This is a genomic window from Sphingomonas sp. R1 (assembly GCF_025960285.1).
In the GTDB taxonomy this organism is placed as follows: Bacteria; Pseudomonadota; Alphaproteobacteria; order Sphingomonadales; family Sphingomonadaceae; genus Sphingomonas.
In genome coordinates, this window is sequence record NZ_CP110111.1 from 1,902,137 (window position 1) to 1,920,596 (window position 18,460).

Below are 18,460 nucleotides of genomic sequence, written 5' to 3' on the forward strand. Positions count from 1 at the left end.
GCTGAATCAGCCGGACTGTAATCCAACAAGCGGACATTCTGCCGTGGTGACCAACGGCCCTTCGCAGATCAAAATCTGGCTTTTCCGGCTGATTACCGCCGTTTGGCTGGCAACAGCAATTCCGATCTGCTTGCTTAGCGCCTTCCTTTTAGAGCTCCCTCTGTGGCCCACGTTTAATGACGAAAGCACGCCTGAGGGAATCGCGCTTTGGGCGGCCATCGCAGCGTTTTTCTACATCACACCAGTAGTGTTGATCATCATCGGTCGTCGCTGGAATGGACGGTCTGCTTCAAGAACGAACGCCCCTAAGCAGATTGGCAGCTAACCACCGATCCCAGACATACCCCGTTACACCGCCGTAGGCCGGCTCAGCACATACCAGGCGCACCCCAGAATCGCCGCCGCTACCCCGACCGCCAGCCAGGGCCCCGGCCGCGCGCCCCAGGCGAACAGGCCGTAGCCGAGCGCCATGCCCGCACATGCCATCGCCTTGCCCTTGCGCGGGATCGCGCCCTGCTCGCGCCACGCCACCAGCGTCGGGCCGAATCGCGGATGGTCGAGCAGCCATGCCTCCAGCCGCGGCGAGGAGCGGGCGAAGCAGCCGGCGGCGAGGATCAGGAAGATCGTCGTCGGCATCAGCGGCAGCAGCGCGCCGATAAAGCCAAGGCCGACGAACACCAATCCGAGCACCAGCCACAAGGGTCGCGAGAGCCGCCCCTGCCCTGCCCCCGATTCGCGTTCCTGCACCATCGTCATCCTGCCCTGCTGCCGCGAATCGCTCGCAGCTACCATAAGGGAAGCCCCGCAATCCCGCGCCCCAGGATTGACAGCGCCGCACCGCTCCCGCAGCCGGAGACCATGGCCGACCTTCTCGACACGCTCGAACAGACCATCCGCGACCGCCGGCTGGGCGACCCCGCGACCAGCTATGTCGCCAAGCTCACCGCCCGCGGCCGCGCCAAGATCGCGCAGAAGCTGGGCGAGGAAGCCACCGAGGCGGTGATCGCCGCGATCCAGGACGATTCCGACGAGCTGGTGAAGGAATCGGCGGACCTGCTCTTCCACCTGCTCGTGCTGCTGGCGGACATGGGGCTCGGCCTCGACGACGTTCGCGCCGAGCTGGCGCGGCGCGAGGGCGTGTCCGGGATCGCCGAAAAGGCGGCGCGGGGGGCGTGAGACCGGCGGCTCTCTCCATTCCTCCCCGGTACGGGGAGGGGGACCGCGCGGCGCAGCCGCGTGGTGGAGGGGCCGCGCCGCAAGGCGCGGAGCCCGCTCGCAGCGCAGGACACCGCCGCGTTCCGCGGCGGCCCCTCCACCATGTGCTGGCGCACATGGTCCCCCTCCCCGTGCCGGGGAGGATCTGAACTACGGAGCACCCAATGCCGATCGACCCGACCAAGCCCTATGACGACCAGAACGTCTTCGCGAAGATCCTGCGCGGCGAGATCCCGGCGAAGAAGGTCTATGAGGACGAGCACGCTCTCGCCTTCCACGACATCGCGCCCCAGGCGCCGCACCATATCCTGGTGATCCCCACCGGCGCCTATGTCAGCTGGGACGATTTCTCCGCCAATGCCGCCGATGCCGAAATCGCCGGCTTCGTCCGCGCGGTGGGCGCGGTGGCGCGCGCGGCGGGCCTGGTCGAGCCCGGCTACCGCCTGCTTGCCAATACCGGGCTGGATGCCGGCCAGGAAGTGCCGCATCTGCACGTCCATATCTTCGCGGGGCAGCCGCTCGGCCCGATGCTCGCGCGGTAATTGCGCCGAAGCGCAACATTGTTTCGCACTGGCACGCGGTAAGGGATTGCGCGCCCCGCATTTGGAGTTAGGCTCCCGCCTTTACCATTTAGGGGGCGGCGCAACGCTCGCCGCATAGGGGATCAGGAAATGATATTCGGGCGCGTAAAGCCTCTCGATGCCATTCTCGCTACAGCCGAAAAGAAATCGCTCCATCGCTCGCTCGGCGCCTTCCAGCTGACCATGCTGGGCGTGGGCGCGGTAATCGGCACCGGCATCTTCGTGCTGACCGCAGAAGCGGCGCAGAAGGCCGGGCCGGGCATGATGATCTCGTTCATCATCGCCGGATTGGTCTGCGCCTTCGCGGCGCTTTGCTATGCCGAGATGGCGGCGATGGTGCCGGTCTCGGGCTCTGCCTACACCTATAGCTACGCGGTGATGGGCGAGCTGGTCGCCTGGATGGTCGGCTGGGCGCTGATCCTCGAATATGCCGTCGCGGCGGGGGCCGTCTCGGTCGGCTGGTCCGGCTATGTGATCGGCTTGATCGAGCATACGTTCCATATCGACATACCGAACAGCCTGGTGCTCGGGCCCTTCGACGGCGGCTTGATCAACCTGCCGGCGATGGCGATCGCGGGCCTGGTCACCTGGCTGCTGGTGATCGGCACCAAGGAAAGCGCCACGATCAACGCGATCTTGGTGACGATCAAGGTCGCTGCGCTTACCCTGTTCATCATCCTGGCGATCCCGGTGATGAACAACCAGCAATTCTCGCCCTTCGCGCCAACCGGCTTCGTCGGCATCTCGATGGCGGCGGCGTCGATCTTCTTCGCCTATGTCGGTTTCGACGCGGTCTCGACCGCGGCGGAGGAAACCAAGAACCCGCAACGCAACATGCCGATCGGCCTGATCGGCTCACTCGGCCTGTGCACCATCTTCTACATCCTCGTCGCCGCTGGCGTGATCGGTGCGCCGGGCCTCAGCACCCAGCCGGTGGTCGGCCCGACAGGCGCGACCCTCGACCCAGGCAGCGCCGAACTGACCGCGCAGTGTGCCGCGCGCGCCGCGCAGGGCTTCAAGGACGTGGTGTGCTCGAAGGAGGCACTGGCCTTCACGCTGCGCGAAATCGGCTGGCCGCAGATCGGCAACCTGATCGGCCTCGCCGCCGGCCTGGCCCTTCCCTCGGTCATCCTGATGATGATGTTCGGCCAGACCCGCATCTTCTTCGTGATGAGCCGCGACGGCCTGCTCCCGGCCGCCTTCTCGAAGATCCACCCGAAGTTCAACACGCCGCACGTCATCACCATCCTGACCGGCATCGCGGTGGCGCTGTTCGCGGCGTTCTTCCCGGTGGGCCAGCTCGCCAACATCTCCAACTCGGGCACGCTGTTCGCCTTCGCCGCCGTCTCGATCGCGGTGCTGGTGATCCGTCGCACCGATCCGGGCCGCCACCGGCCGTTCCGCACGCCCGCCGTGTGGGTGATGGCGCCGCTGTCGATCCTAGGCTGCCTCTACCTGTTCATCAGCCTCGATCATAAGAGCATCATCCTCTTTCTGATCTGGGCAGCGATCGGCCTGCTGGTCTATTTCGGCTATAGCCGCTCGCGCAGCCATGTCGGCCGCGGGATCGACGATCGGGATGGCCCGGATGCCTATGAGGATCTGGAGCCGCCGGTGCCGGGCACCCGCTGATCCTCGGATCGCAGGCACAAAAAGAAAGGGCCGGAGGAGCGATCCTTCGGCCCTTCTTCTTTGGCTGATTGCCGCGATCAGCCGATCTTGGCGGCGGCGAGCGCCTTCAGGTCCTTCTCGGCGCGGGCGCCATAATGCTGGATGATCTCGGCCGCGCAGATCGCGCCGAGCTGGAGCGATTCCTGCAGCCCCTTGCCCTGCGCCTGGCCGTGCAGGAAGCCGGCGGCGAACATGTCGCCAGCGCCCGTGGTATCGACCAGCGCACTGATCGGCTCGGCGGAGACTTCCACCCGCTCGTCGCCCTGCAGGGCGATCGCACCCTTCTCGCTGCGCGTGACGACGAGTAGCGGCACCTTGCCATGGATGTGCTGCACCGCCGCTTCGAACTCGTCATGCCCGCACAGCGCGAGCAGTTCGGCCTCGTTGGCGAACAGGATGTCGATCAGGCCGTCGGCGATCAGCTTGCGGAAATCGTCGCCGTGGCGCGAGATGCAGAACACGTCCGACAAGGTGAAGGCAACCTTGCGGCCGGCGGCGCGGGCGATCTCGATCGCCTTGCGCATCGCGGCGCGCGGCTCTTCCGGATCCCACAGATAGCCTTCGAGATAGAGGATCGCGCCGTTTGCGATCATCGCCTCGTCCAGCGCGGCGGCGGGCAGGAACTGCGAGGCGCCGAGGAAGGTGTTCATCGTGCGCTGGCCGTCCGGCGTCACGAAGATCAGGCAGCGCGCGGTGGTCGGCTGGCCGGGGCGGACCGCGGTGTCGAAATGCACGCCCGCGGCGCGGATGTCGTGCGCGAACACGGCGCCGAGCTGGTCATCGGCCACCTGGCCGATGAACGCGGCCTTGCCGCCCAGTGCCGCGATGCCTGCTACGGTATTCGCCGCCGAACCCCCGGAAACCTCGCGACCCGGGCCCATCTTGGCGTAGAGCGCATCGGCCTCTTCGGGCGAGAACATCAGCTGCATCGAGCCCTTGGGCACGCCGATCGATTCGATGAAGGCGTCGTCGGCCTGGGCGAGAATGTCGACGATGGCGTTGCCGATCGCGACCACGTCGTAGCTGGGGTTGGTCAAGGTTCAGGGCTCCAATTGCAATGGGCGTCGCCCTAGAGAGAGGCCGGGTAGAGTGCAACCAAGGGAAAACCGTTTGAACGCCATGCGTATCGTCAAGCCATCGGTGCCGCTCGCGGCGCTGTTGCTCGCCGCCTGTTCGGGTACGGTGCCGCCCGCTCGGCCGGCGGGACCGCTGGCCGTGCCCGGCCGCGTGCCGGTGCCCGAGCAGCCGTCGAACCTTGCGCCGATCCGAGGGCTGAGCGCCCCCCAGCTGCTAACCCGCTTCGGCCAGCCGCGTCTCGACGTGACCGAAGGCAAGGGCCGCAAGCTGCAGTTCGTCGGGCCCATCTGCGTGCTCGACGCCTATCTCTACCCGCCGGAGCATGGCGCCGGGGCGGCGACCGTCACCTGGGTGGACGCGCGACAACGCGACGGCAGCCCGCTCGATCAGGCGAGCTGTGTCGCGGCGCTGAGCAAGCGCCGCTAGCGAACACCCCTCCCGCGGGAGGGAGGGGTGCGGAGGCTGCCCCTTCCCGGATTTGCATTACGGCAGCAGGACCGTCGATCCCGTCGTCCGCCCGCCTTCGATCGCGCGGTGCGCTTCCGCCGCGTCCTGGAGCGCGAATCGCTGGCCGATCTCGGGCTTAATGGCGCCGCTCCCCAGCATGGCGAACAGCCGTGCGGCCCCCGCTTCCCGCTCCTCGGGCGTGGCGTAATAGTCGAACAGCTTGGGCCGGGTGACGAACAGGCTGCCATGCTGGTTCAGCGTCGCGAGCTTGACGCCCTCCACCGACCCGCTGGCATTGCCATAGCTGACGATCAGGCCGCGCCGCGCTGCCGATCCCAGCGATGCCTCCCAGGTCGCCTTGCCGATCCCGTCGAAAACCACCGGCACGCCCGCGCCGCCGGTGATTTCCTTCACGCGTGCCGCGACATCCTCCTGCCCGCGCGACAGCACAACATGGTCGCAGCCGACCGCCCTGGCCTTCTCCACCTTGGCCTCATGGCCGACGGTGCCGATCACCGTGGCGCCGATGCCCTTCAGCCAGCCGACCGCGAGCTGGCCGACGCCGCCCGCCGCGCTGTGCACGAGTACGGTCCAGCCCGGCTGCACCTTGGCGGCGCGCTCGACCATGAACTCGACGGTGCAGCCCTTGAGCAGCACCGCCGCGGCGGTTTCGCTGCTGATGTCGTCGGGCAGCTTGAACAGGTTGTCCGCCATCAGGTTGCGCGCCGTCGCATAGGAACCGAGCGCCGGCCCGAAGGTCGCCGCGCGATCGCCGACCGCGAAGCCTGCAACGCCCTCGCCCACCGCCTCGATCACGCCTGCGCCTTCGACTCCGATGCCCGAGGGCAGCTGTGCGGGATAGACGCCGGTGCGGTGGTACACGTCGATGAAGTTGAGCCCTGCAGCCTCCGTACGAAGCCGCACTTCGCCGGGGCCGGGCTCGGGAAGGTCGACCTCGACCCATTGCAGAACCTCGGGACCACCGGTCTGCTCGAAGCGCATCATCTGTTCCATGGAGACTCCATCCTCAATGCACCGGCCATACGGCCATGATCAGCGGCGTGCCTATCAGCAGCACCAGCAACGACAAGGGGGCGCCGAGCCGCGCATAGTCGCCGAACCGGTAGCCGCCCGGCCCCATCACCAGCGTATTGCACTGGTGGCCGATGGGCGTGAGGAAGTCGCAGCCCGCGCCCACCGCCGTCGCCATCAGGAACGCTTCGGGCCGATAGCCGAGCTCACCGGCGAAGGTCGCGGCGATCGGGGCCATCACCAGCACCGTCGCGGCATTGTTGAGGAAGGGCGTCACGGCCATCGCTGCCGCAAGGATCATCGCCACCGCACCCCAGGGCGGCAGCGTCGCGGCGAGATGGCCGAGCTGATCGCCGATGACCTTGCTGGCGCCCGTGGTGCGCAACGAATCGCTGACCGGGATCAGCGCGCCGAGCATCACCAGGATCGGCCATTCGATATGGTCGTACGCCTCGCGCACCGGCAGCGCGCCGAGCAGGATGGTGAGCCCCGCCGCCGCGAAGAAGGCGACCGCCACCGGCACATAGCCGGTTGCCGTTGCCGCCATGGCCACGGCGAGGATCGCGAGTGGCAACAGGCCCTTGCGTGCGCTTCCCAGCCGCAGCTCGCGCTGGGCCAGCGGCAGGCAGCCGAGTTCGCCGAGGCGCTCGAACAGCAGGTCAAGCGGCCCCTGCAGCACGATCACGTCACCGGCCCGCAGCTCGATATCGCCGAGCCGGGCGGACAGGCGCTCTCCCTGGCGGGATACCGCGATCAGGTTTACGCCGAAGCGCTCGTGCAGGCCGAGCCGTCCGGCGGTGCGCCCGATCAACGCGGAGTCGGTGCCGATCACCGCCTCGATCACGCCGACTTCGCCGGTGCTGCCATCGGGCTGGGGCCGATCCTGCCCCTCCAGCACCAGCGCATCGGTAGCGATCACGCGCTCCAGATCATCGGGCGCGCCGGCGAGGATCAAGAGGTCGTTCGCCTGCAGCCGGTTGTCGGGGAAGGGCGTGCTGCGGATGCCGCCACGCAGGATGGTGGTGACGGCAACGGCGTGATCGTGGCGCTCCCGGAATGCGGCGACCGTCTCGCCCACGGCTGCAGAGCCATCGGGTACGGCCGCCTCCGTCACATAATCCTCGATGTCCATCGCCTCGCCCAGCGTCGGCGCGGCGCGGCGGTCGCGCGGGATCAGCCGATAGGCGAAGCGCAGGAAGATCAGGCCCACGATCGTCAGCCCCAGCCCGACCGGTGCATAATCGAACATGCCGAAGGGCTGGCCGGTCATCTCCTCGCGCACGCGGCTGACGATGATGTTGGGCGAGGTGCCGATCAGGGTGATCAGCCCGCCGAGCAACGAGGCGAACGACATCGGCATCAGAAAGGTGGCTGGCGAAGCCTTGGACCGCTTGGCCATCTGGAACGCGACGGGCATCATCATCGCCAGCGCACCGATATTCTTGACCAAGGCCGAGGCGAAACCGACGCTGGCACTGAGCAACAGCAATTGCGAACGGACCCGCGTCACCCGCCGCTGCAGCAGCAGCATCGCGCGCTCGATCATCCCGGATCGTTGCACGGCCGCGGAAAGCACGAGCGCGGAGGCGACGATGATCACGATGTCGTCGGAAAAGCCGGTAAACGCCTCCTTGGGCTTCACCACGCCCACCGCCAGCGCCGCCAGCAGCGCCAGAACCGCGACCATGTCGTAGCGCAGCTTTCCCCACATGAAGAGCAGCATCATGCCCGCGAGCACGAGGAGGGACAGAATTTGGGGTGTGGTCACGCGTACCTCGCGAAAGGGGTGCGTGGAAGCAAACGCCGTGGTAGCGGCTTGGCTCCAGTTGTCCAGGTCAGGGTTGAAGGCGCCTCGGCACAACCCCGAACCGGCACGGAGATATGCTGATGTCGATGCCCCCGCTGCCGTTGCTGTTGCTGCTGGCGACCGGCATCGGCTCCCCCGCCTGTTCGGTCTCCAAGGGCCCGATTGTGGTTGAGCCTTCCGCCCTGCCCGCCTGGGTCCGCCGGCAACTGCCGTCGCCGATGGCCGGGCGCAATCAGCCGTTCAACCCAAGCGACGTCGTGCCCAGGAACGGTCCCCCGCGGGCCCGGTTCATCTGCGCCCATCGCCACGCGGACCTATGGACCGTGGAATTCGAGCAAGGCGGGATCGGATTGTTCCGGCGGACCCTCACCCTGCGCCCGCCGCGCGGCTCCTGAAGCGGAACGCTCCGGGGCCTAGTGTACCGTTCCCAGCGCCTTGGGGACAGAGAGCAGCACCACCAGCCGTTCGATCTGGCGCCAGCGGCAGAAATGGATGACGTTGCCCCGGTCCCGGCTCGCATCGGCGCGCGCTGCGGCTTCTCCGCCGGCGTCTTCGCCGAACCGCCGAATCAGCTCCGCCGCCTGCGCCACGGCGTCCCGATCGCTCAGATAGGGATAGACGTCCATTCCAACTCCAACACAAGGGCGAGCCCCCTAGCCCGTATCGCGCTGATACACCGGTTTCCCTTCCGCTCGGGTGGACGAGGCTGGTGAACGAACAGGCAACCATAGGGTTGGGCTGGCGCAAAGGCGCATTTCGTGGCAAAGGGCCCCATGCAGTCCACTTCCTCGCGCACGCCGATGGCCGGCGGCTTCCTGTTGACGACGAGCATTCTCGTCGGCGCAGTAGCCGGAGCCGTACGCGGACAAGCGACGATGGGGCTGCTGGCCGGACTGGCCGTGGGGTTCGCCCTCACGCTCGCCGTCTGGCTGATCGATCGCGCGCGAGGTTAGAGGGGCGCGCCTGCCACTGTCGTACGGGCTTGCGGTGCGCCGCGCGTAGCCCCAATTTTTAGGGTCTCAATGTCTATTTCGAATCTACCGACGCGCCTCGCCGAGGCGCTGGAACAGCGTGGCTATTCCACGCTGACCCCCGTTCAGTCCGCCGTCCTGGAAGACCAGGCTGCGGGCCGCGACCTTATCGTTTCCGCCCAGACCGGCTCGGGCAAGACCGTCGCCTTCGGCCTCGCCATGGCACCCGAACTGCTCGCCGGCGAAGAGACGCTGCCGCCCGCCGGCGCGCCGCTGGCTCTCATCATCGCACCGACGCGTGAGCTGGCGCTGCAGGTCAGCCGCGAGCTGATCTGGCTCTACAGCCCGGCCGGCGCGCGCATTGCCACCTGTGTGGGCGGCATGGACGCCTCCAAGGAGCGCCGCACGCTCAACCACGGCGCGCATATCGTCGTCGGCACGCCGGGCCGTCTGCGCGACCATCTCGAGCGCGGCGCCCTCGACCTGTCCAGCCTGCGCGTTGCGGTGCTCGACGAGGCCGACGAAATGCTCGACATGGGCTTCCGCGAAGAGCTCGAAGCGATCCTCGACGCGACGCCGGAAGACCGCCGCACGCTGCTGTTCTCGGCGACGATGCCGCGCCCGATCGTGGCGCTGGCCAAGCGCTACCAGCGCAACGCCTTCCAGATCACCACCAAGAGCGATGACCGCGGACACGGCGACATCAGCTATCAGGCGGTCACGGTCGCGCCGGCCGATATCGAACATGTCGTGATCAACCTGCTGCGCCTCCACGAGGCGGAAACGGCGATCCTGTTCTGCGCGACCCGCGACAATGTCCGTCACCTCCATGCCAGCCTGATGGAGCGCGGCTTCGCGGCCGTGGCGCTGTCGGGCGAGCATTCGCAGTCCGAGCGCAACCATGCGCTGCAGGCGCTGCGCGACCGCCGTGCGCGCGTCTGCGTCGCCACCGACGTCGCCGCCCGCGGCATCGATCTGCCGACGCTGACGCTGGTGGTGCACGTCGAACTGCCGCGCGATGCCGAGACGCTCCAGCACCGCTCGGGCCGCACCGGTCGCGCGGGCAAGAAGGGCACCGCGGTCCTGATCGTCCCCTATCCGCGCCGCCGCCGCGTCGAGCAGATGCTGCACGGTGCACGCATTCCGGCGGTGTGGATCGACGCGCCCACCCCCGAGCAGATCCGCGCGGCAGACCGCGAACGACTGATCGCCGCACTTCTCCAGCCGATCGAGACGGATGAGGAAGACATCGCACTCGCCGAGCGCCTGCTCGCCGAGAAGACCCCGGCCGAGATCGCCGCGGCGCTCGTGCGCGCGCACCGCTCGCAGCTGCCCGAGCCCGAAGAGCTGATCGAAGCGACGCCCGAAGCACGCCGCGCGGCGCAGCAGGAGCGGCATCGCCCCGGCTTCGACGATACGGTGTGGTTCCGCATGGACATCGGCCGTCGCCAGAATGCCGATCCGCGCTGGATCCTACCGCTGATCTGCCGCCGCGGGCACATCACCCGCAACGAAGTCGGCGCGATCCGCATCGCGGCGAACGAGACCCACTTCCAGATCCCGGCACCGCTGGCGGCGAAGTTCTCGGCAGCGGTCGACAAGTTCGCGCGCACCGCCGGCGACGATGACGACGGCATCCGCATCGAGCGTGCGACCGATGCGCCGCAGCCCGGCGCACGTGCCGACGGCCCGGTGCGTCGCGGTCCGCCGAACCGCAGCAACGCCAACGGCAAGCCCGGCGGCTTCCGCAAGGGCCCGCCGCGCCGCTAAGGATGCACTGCTCCTCCTTCAAGCGCGGAGGAGGAGCAGCGTGCTCTCAACTAAGCTGTCATACCGGCGAAAGCCGGGATCCATTCGCTACTACGCCAAAGCGAAAGCTACGCCGACGATGCCAATGGATTCCGGCTTTCGCCGGAATGACGGCGGTGAGCTTGCGGGCGGACTGCGGGCGCTCGCCCTTACTCCGCCCGGTGCCGCTTCCGGCCATCCAGCGCGGACAGCACGCCCCGCAGCGTGCGCAATTCCTGGCTCGACCAGCGCGGCTTGGTCAGCAGCGTGCGCAGCGTGCGCTTGGTTGAGGGCACACGGTCCGGCGGGAAATAATAGCCCGAATCGTCGAGCATCGCATCAAGCTGGCCGATCATCCCGTCCAGCTCCTCCTGCGGCGCCGGCGGATCAAGGTCGACCGCGGGCGGGCTCTCCAGCCCGACATGCTTCGACCATTCATAGGCGACCAGGATCACCGCCTGGGCGAGGTTCAGCGAGCCGAATTCGGGGTTGATCGGCACGGTGATGATCGTGCGGGCCAGCGCCACATCGTCGGTTTCCAGCCCCGAACGCTCCGGCCCGAACAGGATCGCGCTGCGGGTGGCGGCGCCGTGGATTTCGCGCGCGGCGACCTCGGGGGTCACCACCGGCTTGGTCACGCCGCGCTTGCGCACCGTCGTCGCATAGACATGCGTGCAATCCGCCACCGCATCGGCAACGCTCTCGAACACCTGCGCCTTTTCGAGCACGATGTCGGCACCGCTCGCCGCGGGACCTGCGGAGGGGTTCGGCCAGCCGTCGCGGGGGCTCACCAGCCGCATCTCGGTCAGCCCGAAGTTGAGCATGGCGCGCGCGGCCTTGCCGATATTCTCGCCCAATTGCGGGCGGACGAGCACGATCACGGGGGAATTCAACTTTTGCCGACCTCGCTGACGTTACCGGCGAATTCCTCGAAATCCTTCGCCTCGCGGAAATCCTTATACACGCTGGCGAAGCGGATATAGGCCACCGAATCGAGGCCCTTGAGCGCCTCCATCACCAGCTCGCCGATGCGCTGGGAGGGGATTTCGCTTTCGCCCGTCGTTTCCAATTGCCGCTGGATTCCGGAGACCAGCCGCTCGATCTGGGCAGGCTGAATCGGCCGCTTGCGGCAGGCGGTGGAGACCGAACGCATCAGCTTCTCGCGCTCGAACGGCTCGCGGCGCCCCTCATTACCATTGGCCCCGCTCTTCACGACGGTGAGGTCGCGCAGCTGGATGCGCTCGAAGGTGGTGAAGCGCGCACCGCACGCCTCGCATTGCCGGCGCCTGCGGATAGCCGCCCCGTCGTCGGTGGGGCGGCTATCCTTTACCTGGCTGGCTTCATTGGAACAGAATGGGCAGCGCACTTAGCCGCCGTAGATCGGGAAGCGTTCGCACAGCGTGCGGACGCGGGCCTTCACATCGGCCTCGACCGCGGCGTCGCCCGCCTCGCCCTTCGTGCGAAGGCCTTCGAGCACGTCGGCGACCATGTTGCCGATCTCGCGGAACTCGGCCGGGCCGAAGCCGCGGGTGGTGCCCGCCGGCGAGCCGACGCGGATGCCGCTGGTCTTCATCGGCGGCAGCGGATCGTTGGGGATGCCGTTCTTGTTGCAGGTGATCGCGGCGCGCTCCAGCGCCTCGTCGGCGTCCTTGCCGGTCACGCCCAGCGGGGTGAGATCGACCAGCGCCAGGTGGGTGTCGGTGCCGCCCGAGACGAGGTTCGCACCGCGCTCCTTGAGCGTCGCCGCCAGCACCTTGGCGTTCTCGACCACCGCCGCGGCATAGCTCTTGAACTCGGGGCGCAGCGCCTCGCCGAACGCGACCGCCTTGGCGGCGATCACGTGCATCAGCGGGCCGCCCTGGAGCCCCGGGAACACCGCCGAATTGATCTTCTTGGCGATCGCTTCGTCGTTGGTCATGATCATGCCGCCACGGGGCCCACGCAGCGTCTTGTGCGTGGTGGTGGTGACGACATGGGCGTGGCCGAACGGCGTGGGGTGGACGCCGCCGGCGACCAGGCCGGCAAAGTGGGCCATGTCGACCATGAACGTCGCGCCGACCTCGTCCGCGATCGCGCGGAAGCGGGCGAAATCGATCTGGCGCGGATAGGCCGAGCCGCCGGTAATGATCAGCTTGGGGCTATGCTCCTTGGCGAGCGCCAGCACCTGGTCATAGTCGATCAGGTGATCGTCGGGGCGCACGCCGTACTGCACCGCGTTGAACCACTTGCCGCTCATCGCCGCGCGGGCGCCGTGCGTCAGGTGGCCGCCGGCATCGAGGCTGAGGCCGAGGATGGTGTCGCCCGGCTTGGTCAGCGCGAGCATCACCGCGCCGTTCGCCTGCGCGCCCGAATGCGGCTGGACGTTGGCGAAGCCGCAGCCGAACAGCTGCTTGGCGCGATCGATCGCCAGCTGCTCCACCTCGTCGGACGGGTGGCAGCCCTGGTAATAGCGCTTGCCGGGATAGCCCTCGGCATACTTGTTGGTGAAGACCGAGCCCTGCGCCTCAAGCACCGCCTTGGAGACGATGTTCTCGGAGGCGATCAGCTCGATCTGATACTGTTCGCGGGCAAGCTCATGCTCGACGCCGGCGAACACCGCCGGATCGACGTCGGCGAGCGATTTGGTGAAGAAGCCATCCGGCTGAAGGCCTGCCGTTACGGGATTGGTGCTCATGCGGGGCTCCTTTCGGGGTTGCCAAGCTTCTCCACGCGACGCTGATGGCGGTCGCCGAGGAAAGCCGTTTCGAGGAAACTGGTGATGCAGGCCTTGGCCATCTCGATGCCGACCAGCCGCGCGCCGAGCGCGATGACATTGGCATCGTTGTGCTGGCGCGCCAAGCTGGCCGACAGCGGCTCGGAGACGAGCGCGCAGCGCGCAGCGGGGTTGCGGTTGACCGCGATCGAAATGCCGATACCCGATCCGCACAGCGCCACGCCGAAGGCAGCGTCGCCCGCTTCGATCGCCTTGCCGAGGCGGTAGCCATAGTCCGGATAGTCGACGCTGTCCGGCCCGTTCGTGCCCAGATCGAGCACGTCGTGCCCGAGGCTACGCAACCAATCGGCGAGTTCTGCCTTCATTACGTAGGCGGCGTGATCCGAGGCGAGGGCGATGCGGTGTTGCATGGCGGCCCTCTACGCGCGTGTGCGCCCGCTGGCTAGACACCCAGGAGACCATATGCCGAAGACTCTGTCCGTTCTGTTGCCTGCCCTCGCGCTGGGCCTCGCCGCCTGCTCCCCGAGCACCGAGGACCGCGTCGACAATTCGCTCGATCGTACCGGCGACTCGCTCGCCAATGCGGCCGATCGGTTGGGCGACCGGATCGAGAACCGCGCCGACGCCGCCGGCCGCGCGATCCGTGATGGCGCGGACGACGCCGGCGACGCGCTGGCCAACGGCGTGGACCGGACGGGCAACGCGATCGACGGCGCGACGCACTGAGGTCGATCGATTCAACTTCGAAATGAATTGGGATAGCTTGGTTGTCGGCAGCAATCCCGCTGCCTGAACCAAGGAACCACACATGACACTCGCAGAAGTGTGCGTTCTGCTGATGGCGCTGTTTGCCTTCGCCACCTTGATCCTCAAGGTGATTGAAGTCGCGCGTCAAAAGTAAGCGTACCGGGAGGGGGAGGCGTTGCAGCGTCTCCCCTGAACGAAGAACCCCCACCGTTGCAGCGGCGGGGGTTCCCGTGAACCAGGGAAAGCCCTGACACTCGCATAGACCTATATACACCAGACGGTGCTCGGTTTCAATTTTATCCCTGAAGGGCGACCTTCTTCCCGCGCTTCGGACTCCCCGACTTGAGCACCCCGCGCCGGAACAGCCGCGCCGCGATGCTGAGCGTGATCGCCACCCACAGCGCCTGCCATGCGAAGGCGAGCGCATGCGGCCACAGTTCCGGTGCGTTCGCGGCGCGCGCGGCCATAGCCATGGGTGAGCTGAACGGCACGATCTGCGCCGCCGTCGCTACCCAGCTGTCCGGATTGCCCGCCGCATAGGAGGCCATGCCGAACATCGCGAACTGGAAGATCGTGATCGGCAGCGACAGCATCTGGATCTCGCGCTGCGTGGAGGCGAGCGAGCCCACGCCGAGGAACACCGCGCTCTGCAGCAGATAGGCCATTACGAAATAGCCGACGAGCAGCAGCGGAAAGATCGGCCCCACCGCAACACTGAGATCGGACACGATGCCGGCCATGCCCGCAGGCAGAAGCTTGGGCAGGTTGGCGACCAGCGTACCCCAGAAGGCAACGAACAGCAGCGCCGATCCGAATGCGCCGAGCAGCTTGCCGAAGAACACGCTTTCCAGCGGCACCGCGGCCGCGAGGATCTCGATCACCTTGTTCGATCGCTCTTCCGCCATCGCGCCGACCGCCTGGCCCGAGAGCATCAGCGTGACGAGGAAGATCGCGAAGGTGGAGAAATAGGCCGCCTGCCCGCGCCCGCTGACGGTCGGCGCCTCGCGGGTGACGGTCTCGAAGTGCGGGGTGCTGCGGATGCCGCCGGCATGTTCGGCCCGCAAGGTCTGCGCGGCCAGCGCGGCAAGGTAACGCCCCTCCGCCTCTGCTCCGGCGCGACGCAACACCGTTGGTCGATCGAGCGGGCCATACAGCACCGCCGCTGCCTCGATCGCATCCGAACCAAACGCCGCTCGCGCCTGCCGCACGGCATCACCCTGCGATGCTTCGAGGTGCAGCTTGGGTCGGGCAGAGTCGCGGGTGAACACGCTGCGCAGCTCGCGATCAGCGGTACGCAGTGCCTCGTGCTGGCGCGCCGGCGCGATCGCCACGATCACCTGGCGCGCCTCGCCCGCCGCGCCTGCCGCCTGGCCGCTGAGGCCGCCGATCACGCCGAAGCCGATCATCAGCAGCGGGCTCAGCAGGAACAGCAGGAAGGTGGGCGTCATCACCGTCGCCTTGAGGTCACGACGGGCGATGGTGAGCGCGTGGCGGAGGAACCGCGGAATCATGCCGCCGTCTCCAGCTGATCGGCCAGCGCCTCGGCACCGACGATGCGGACAAAGGCATCGTGCAGGCCGGGCCGCTCGATCGACAGGCCGGAGATGCCGTGCCCGGCATCGATCAGCCGCACGAGCAGCGCCTCGATGCCGCCATCCGGCACCGTGAAGCGCCAGCTGCCCTCCTGCCGGACAGCGTCCGGCGGCAGCATCGCGGCGATGGCATCGGCATCGTGATGCGGCGTGTAGCGTGCCCGCAGCGGCAGCAGCGCGCGGGCTTCGTCCACCGTGCCCTCGAAGCGTACCTTGCCGCCGGCGATGACGGAGATGCGCTCGCACAGCCGCTCGGCATGTGCCATCACATGGGTGGAGAAGAGGATGGTGGCGCCGCGATCGCGCTGGGCGCGGATCAGCAGCTCGAGCCGCTCCTGGTTGACCGGGTCCAGTCCCGAGAAAGGCTCGTCGAGCACCAGCAACTCGGGCTCGTGCACCACCGATCCAAGCAGTTGCACCAGCTGCGCCATGCCCTTGGAGAGCTTGCGGATCTTGTCGTCGGCGGCATGGCCGAGCCCGGCGCTTTCCAGCAGGGCATCGGCGCGCTGGCGCCCCGTCTTCCAGGGCAGCCCGCGCAGCGCCCCCATGAACGCGATCGCCTCGCGGCATTTCATGTTGGGATAGAGCCCGCGTTCCTCGGGAAGATAGCCGACGCGGTCGCTTTCGTCGCGGGGATGGCGGCTGCCGAGCAGGGTGCGCTCGCCCTCGTCCGGCTCAATGATGCCGAGCAGCATCCGCAGCGTCGTCGTCTTGCCCGCGCCATTGGGGCCGAGAACCCCGTAGATAAGGCCCTGGGGCACCGCGATGCCGACACCGTCGACGGCGCGGCGGTCGCCGAAGCGCTTGACAAGCCCGGAGGCACTGACGGCCAGTTGCTGCACTTTGCCTCCCCCAACTCTTCACGACGTGGTAGCGGGAGCGCGTGGCGCAAGACAAGTCCCTCGAAACACGGCTGAAGGTGAAGGCGGCGGAGATCGGCTTCGCCGCGTGTGGCATCGCGGCCGCCGATTCCGCGCCCCAGACCGCCGCGCGGCTGCGCGCCTGGCTGGGCGAAGGCGCGCATGGCGACATGCTGTGGATGGAGGAGCGCGCCGAACAGCGCGGCAGTCCCAAGGGCCTCTGGCCGGCGGTGCGATCGGTGATCGCGCTCGGCATGAGCTACGCGCCCGCCATCGATCCGCTTGCGCTGGCGAACGAAGGCGAGATCGGCCGCATCTCGGTCTACGCCCAGGGCGCCGATTATCACGACGTGGTCAAGCGCCGGCTGAAGGAACTGGCCCGCTGGCTGGTGGCGGAGGCGCCGGACGCGGACGTCAAGGTATTCGTCGATACCGCGCCGGTAATGGAAAAGCCGCTGTCCGAAGCCGCGGGGCTGGGCTGGCAGGGCAAGCACACCAATCTGGTCAGCCGCAGCCATGGCAGCTGGCTGTTCCTCGGCGCGATCTACACGACGCTCGATCTGGCATCGGATGGCCCGAGCGGCGGCGGCTGCGGCAGCTGCGATGCGTGCCAGACGGCCTGCCCGACGGGTGCCTTCCCCGCCCCTTACCGGATCGACGCACGCCGCTGCGTGTCGTACCTCACCATCGAGAACAAGGGCCCGATTCCGCGCGACCTCCGCACCGGCATCGGCAACCGCATCTATGGCTGCGACGACTGCCTTGCCGTATGCCCCTGGAACAAGTTCGCCGCCGCCGCGCAGGCGAACCTGGCCTTCCACCCGCGCGCCGAGCTGACCGTACCGCACCTTGCCGATCTGCTGGCGCTCGATGATGCCAGCTTCCGCGCGGTCTTCGCCGGGTCGCCGATCAAGCGCATCGGCCGCGACCGGATGGTACGCAACTGCCTGATTGCTGCCGGCAACAGCGGCAGCGCCCGGCTGGTGCCGGCGGTGCTGGCGCTGCTCGACGATCCCGCGCCGGTGGTGCGCGGTGCTGCGATCTGGGCGCTCGAACGGCTGGATCCCTTCCGCGCGCGGGACGAGCGGGCTTCCCGTAGCGCGTTGGAAACCGATCCCCAGGTCGCGGCGGAATGGGCCGGGCTTGACACCCCCGCCCCCGCCCGCTAGGCGCGCCGCTTCGCAATTGGCCCCGCACCCCCGGTGAAGCGGTGGCCCTGCGCTTTTCCCGCAAGAGAAGCACAGGCGAAACCGGGATCGCGATCAGGGTGGCTCGCCGCCCGGGTCAACGTCACAGCAATTGGTAAGGAATTGACATGTCGAAGCGCTCCAGCGCCAAGCATAAGCTCGATCGCCGCATGGGCGAAAACATCTGGGGTCGTCCGAAGTCCCCGGTGAACAAGCGCGAATACGGCCCGGGCCAGCACGGCCAGCGCCGCAAGGGCAAGATGTCGGACTTCGGCATCCAGCTGCGCGCCAAGCAGAAGCTCAAGGGCTATTACGGCGACATCACCGAGAAGCAGTTCAAGCGCTCGTACGAAGACGCTTCGAAGATGAAGGGCGACACCGGTCAGAACCTGATCGGCCTGCTCGAGCAGCGCCTCGACATGATCGTCTATCGCGCCAAGTTCGCGCCGACGATCTTCGCGGCTCGCCAGCTGGTCAACCACGGCCACGTCCGCGTCGACGGCGAGAAGTGCAACATCGGTTCGCGCCGCATCAAGCCGGGCCAGGAAATCAGCCTGAGCGGCAAGGCGCAGGAAATGGCGCTCGTCATGGAAGCGCAGAGCCTCGCCGAGCGTGACATCCCCGACTATGTCGCACCGGACGGCGCGGCGAAGGTCACCTTCACCCGCGTGCCGACGCTCGACGAAGTGCCGTACCCGGTGAAGATGGAACCGAACCTGGTCGTCGAGTTCTACTCGCGCTAATTCGGCTCCTTCGGGAACGAGAAACGGGG

The 18,460-nt window shown here is 67.7% G+C and carries 22 protein-coding genes; 11 read left to right on the plus strand and 11 right to left on the minus strand.

The features are described 5' to 3' along the window. Nucleotides 1-46 precede the first annotated feature (46 nt). Nucleotides 47-325 (plus strand): hypothetical protein, encoded by a 279-nt coding sequence (locus tag OIM94_RS09275; protein WP_264609773.1) that lies wholly within the window; start codon nt 47-49, stop codon nt 323-325. A 23-nt stretch (nt 326-348) separates the two neighbouring features. On the opposite strand, the gene OIM94_RS09280 is transcribed toward OIM94_RS09275, so the two are convergent. Then, entirely contained in the window at nt 349-750 is a 402-nt protein-coding gene (locus OIM94_RS09280; RefSeq protein ID WP_413716396.1) for a YbaN family protein, read from the minus strand. Between the two features lie 108 nt (nt 751-858). On the opposite strand from OIM94_RS09280, the gene OIM94_RS09285 reads away from it, so the two are divergent. The 3 genes from OIM94_RS09285 (at nt 859) to OIM94_RS09295 (ending at nt 3,428) form a co-directional block, all read left to right on the plus strand. After that, nucleotides 859-1,176, plus strand: coding sequence for a phosphoribosyl-ATP diphosphatase (locus OIM94_RS09285; protein WP_264609775.1), 318 nt, complete (start codon nt 859-861; stop codon nt 1,174-1,176). Between the two features lie 203 nt (nt 1,177-1,379). After that, nucleotides 1,380-1,757 (plus strand): HIT domain-containing protein, encoded by a 378-nt coding sequence (locus OIM94_RS09290; protein ID WP_264609776.1) that lies wholly within the window; start codon nt 1,380-1,382, stop codon nt 1,755-1,757. A 129-nt stretch (nt 1,758-1,886) separates the two neighbouring features. Continuing rightward, the gene (locus OIM94_RS09295) at nt 1,887-3,428 is read left to right on the plus strand and encodes an amino acid permease (protein WP_264609777.1); all 1,542 of its coding nucleotides are present in this window, start codon (nt 1,887-1,889) and stop codon (nt 3,426-3,428) included. Between the two features lie 77 nt (nt 3,429-3,505). On the opposite strand, the gene OIM94_RS09300 is transcribed toward OIM94_RS09295, so the two are convergent. Continuing rightward, on the minus strand, nt 3,506-4,504 hold the full coding sequence (locus OIM94_RS09300; RefSeq protein ID WP_264609778.1) for an adenosine kinase: 999 nt from the start codon (nt 4,502-4,504) through the stop codon (nt 3,506-3,508). Nucleotides 4,505-4,586: 82 nt separating this feature from the next. On the opposite strand from OIM94_RS09300, the gene OIM94_RS09305 reads away from it, so the two are divergent. Continuing rightward, on the plus strand, nt 4,587-4,970 hold the full coding sequence (locus tag OIM94_RS09305) for a hypothetical protein (protein WP_319801150.1): 384 nt from the start codon (nt 4,587-4,589) through the stop codon (nt 4,968-4,970). A 57-nt stretch (nt 4,971-5,027) separates the two neighbouring features. On the opposite strand, the gene OIM94_RS09310 is transcribed toward OIM94_RS09305, so the two are convergent. Both OIM94_RS09310 and OIM94_RS09315 read right to left on the minus strand, forming a co-directional pair. Then, complete coding sequence (locus tag OIM94_RS09310) at nt 5,028-6,005, minus strand: quinone oxidoreductase family protein (protein ID WP_264609780.1); 978 nt, start codon at nt 6,003-6,005, stop codon at nt 5,028-5,030. Between the two features lie 13 nt (nt 6,006-6,018). Continuing rightward, nucleotides 6,019-7,791, minus strand: coding sequence for an SLC13 family permease (locus OIM94_RS09315; RefSeq protein WP_264609781.1), 1,773 nt, complete (start codon nt 7,789-7,791; stop codon nt 6,019-6,021). Nucleotides 7,792-7,910: 119 nt separating this feature from the next. Between OIM94_RS09315 and OIM94_RS09320 the strand changes: the two genes are divergently transcribed. Continuing rightward, a complete protein-coding gene (locus OIM94_RS09320) occupies nt 7,911-8,225 on the plus strand; it encodes a hypothetical protein (protein WP_264609782.1) in 315 nt (104 codons plus the stop codon). Nucleotides 8,226-8,243: 18 nt separating this feature from the next. On the opposite strand, the gene OIM94_RS09325 is transcribed toward OIM94_RS09320, so the two are convergent. Continuing rightward, on the minus strand, nt 8,244-8,456 hold the full coding sequence (locus OIM94_RS09325) for a hypothetical protein (protein WP_264609783.1): 213 nt from the start codon (nt 8,454-8,456) through the stop codon (nt 8,244-8,246). Nucleotides 8,457-8,603: 147 nt separating this feature from the next. On the opposite strand from OIM94_RS09325, the gene OIM94_RS09330 reads away from it, so the two are divergent. Both OIM94_RS09330 and OIM94_RS09335 read left to right on the plus strand, forming a co-directional pair. Then, nucleotides 8,604-8,783 carry a hypothetical protein gene (locus OIM94_RS09330; RefSeq protein ID WP_264609784.1) on the plus strand — a complete coding sequence of 60 codons (180 nt, stop codon included), beginning with the start codon at nt 8,604-8,606 and terminating at the stop codon, nt 8,781-8,783. A gap of 69 nt (nt 8,784-8,852) precedes the next feature. Continuing rightward, nucleotides 8,853-10,571 (plus strand): DEAD/DEAH box helicase, encoded by a 1,719-nt coding sequence (locus OIM94_RS09335; RefSeq protein ID WP_264609785.1) that lies wholly within the window; start codon nt 8,853-8,855, stop codon nt 10,569-10,571. A 188-nt stretch (nt 10,572-10,759) separates the two neighbouring features. On the opposite strand, the gene OIM94_RS09340 is transcribed toward OIM94_RS09335, so the two are convergent. From OIM94_RS09340 to rpiB, 4 genes are all read right to left on the minus strand, one after another. Further along, the gene (locus tag OIM94_RS09340; protein WP_264609872.1) at nt 10,760-11,413 is read right to left on the minus strand and encodes an RNA methyltransferase; all 654 of its coding nucleotides are present in this window, start codon (nt 11,411-11,413) and stop codon (nt 10,760-10,762) included. Between the two features lie 65 nt (nt 11,414-11,478). Beyond that, nucleotides 11,479-11,955, minus strand: coding sequence for a transcriptional regulator NrdR (gene nrdR, locus OIM94_RS09345; RefSeq protein ID WP_264609786.1), 477 nt, complete (start codon nt 11,953-11,955; stop codon nt 11,479-11,481). Next, nucleotides 11,956-13,263: a serine hydroxymethyltransferase gene (gene glyA / locus OIM94_RS09350; protein WP_264609787.1), complete on the minus strand. Its 1,308-nt coding sequence runs from the start codon at nt 13,261-13,263 to the stop codon at nt 11,956-11,958. Beyond that, nucleotides 13,260-13,712, minus strand: coding sequence for a ribose 5-phosphate isomerase B (gene rpiB / locus OIM94_RS09355; protein WP_264609788.1), 453 nt, complete (start codon nt 13,710-13,712; stop codon nt 13,260-13,262). Before rpiB ends, glyA begins: the two co-directional genes overlap by 4 nt. A 52-nt stretch (nt 13,713-13,764) precedes the next feature. On the opposite strand from rpiB, the gene OIM94_RS09360 reads away from it, so the two are divergent. Continuing rightward, on the plus strand, nt 13,765-14,028 hold the full coding sequence (locus tag OIM94_RS09360; protein ID WP_264609789.1) for a hypothetical protein: 264 nt from the start codon (nt 13,765-13,767) through the stop codon (nt 14,026-14,028). 317 nt (nt 14,029-14,345) lie between these two features. Here the strand turns inward: OIM94_RS09360 and OIM94_RS09365 are convergent, their stop codons facing one another. Both OIM94_RS09365 and OIM94_RS09370 read right to left on the minus strand, forming a co-directional pair. Then, nucleotides 14,346-15,560: an ABC transporter permease gene (locus OIM94_RS09365; protein WP_264609790.1), complete on the minus strand. Its 1,215-nt coding sequence runs from the start codon at nt 15,558-15,560 to the stop codon at nt 14,346-14,348. Further along, on the minus strand, nt 15,557-16,483 hold the full coding sequence (locus OIM94_RS09370) for an ABC transporter ATP-binding protein (protein WP_264609791.1): 927 nt from the start codon (nt 16,481-16,483) through the stop codon (nt 15,557-15,559). Before OIM94_RS09370 ends, OIM94_RS09365 begins: the two co-directional genes overlap by 4 nt. A 41-nt stretch (nt 16,484-16,524) precedes the next feature. On the opposite strand from OIM94_RS09370, the gene queG reads away from it, so the two are divergent. Together queG and rpsD are read left to right on the plus strand one after the other, a co-directional pair. Next, complete coding sequence (gene queG, locus OIM94_RS09375; protein ID WP_264609792.1) at nt 16,525-17,670, plus strand: tRNA epoxyqueuosine(34) reductase QueG; 1,146 nt, start codon at nt 16,525-16,527, stop codon at nt 17,668-17,670. Between the two features lie 146 nt (nt 17,671-17,816). Further along, a complete protein-coding gene (gene rpsD, locus OIM94_RS09380) occupies nt 17,817-18,431 on the plus strand; it encodes a 30S ribosomal protein S4 (protein WP_066720121.1) in 615 nt (204 codons plus the stop codon). The last annotated feature ends 29 nt before the right edge of the window (nt 18,432-18,460 follow it).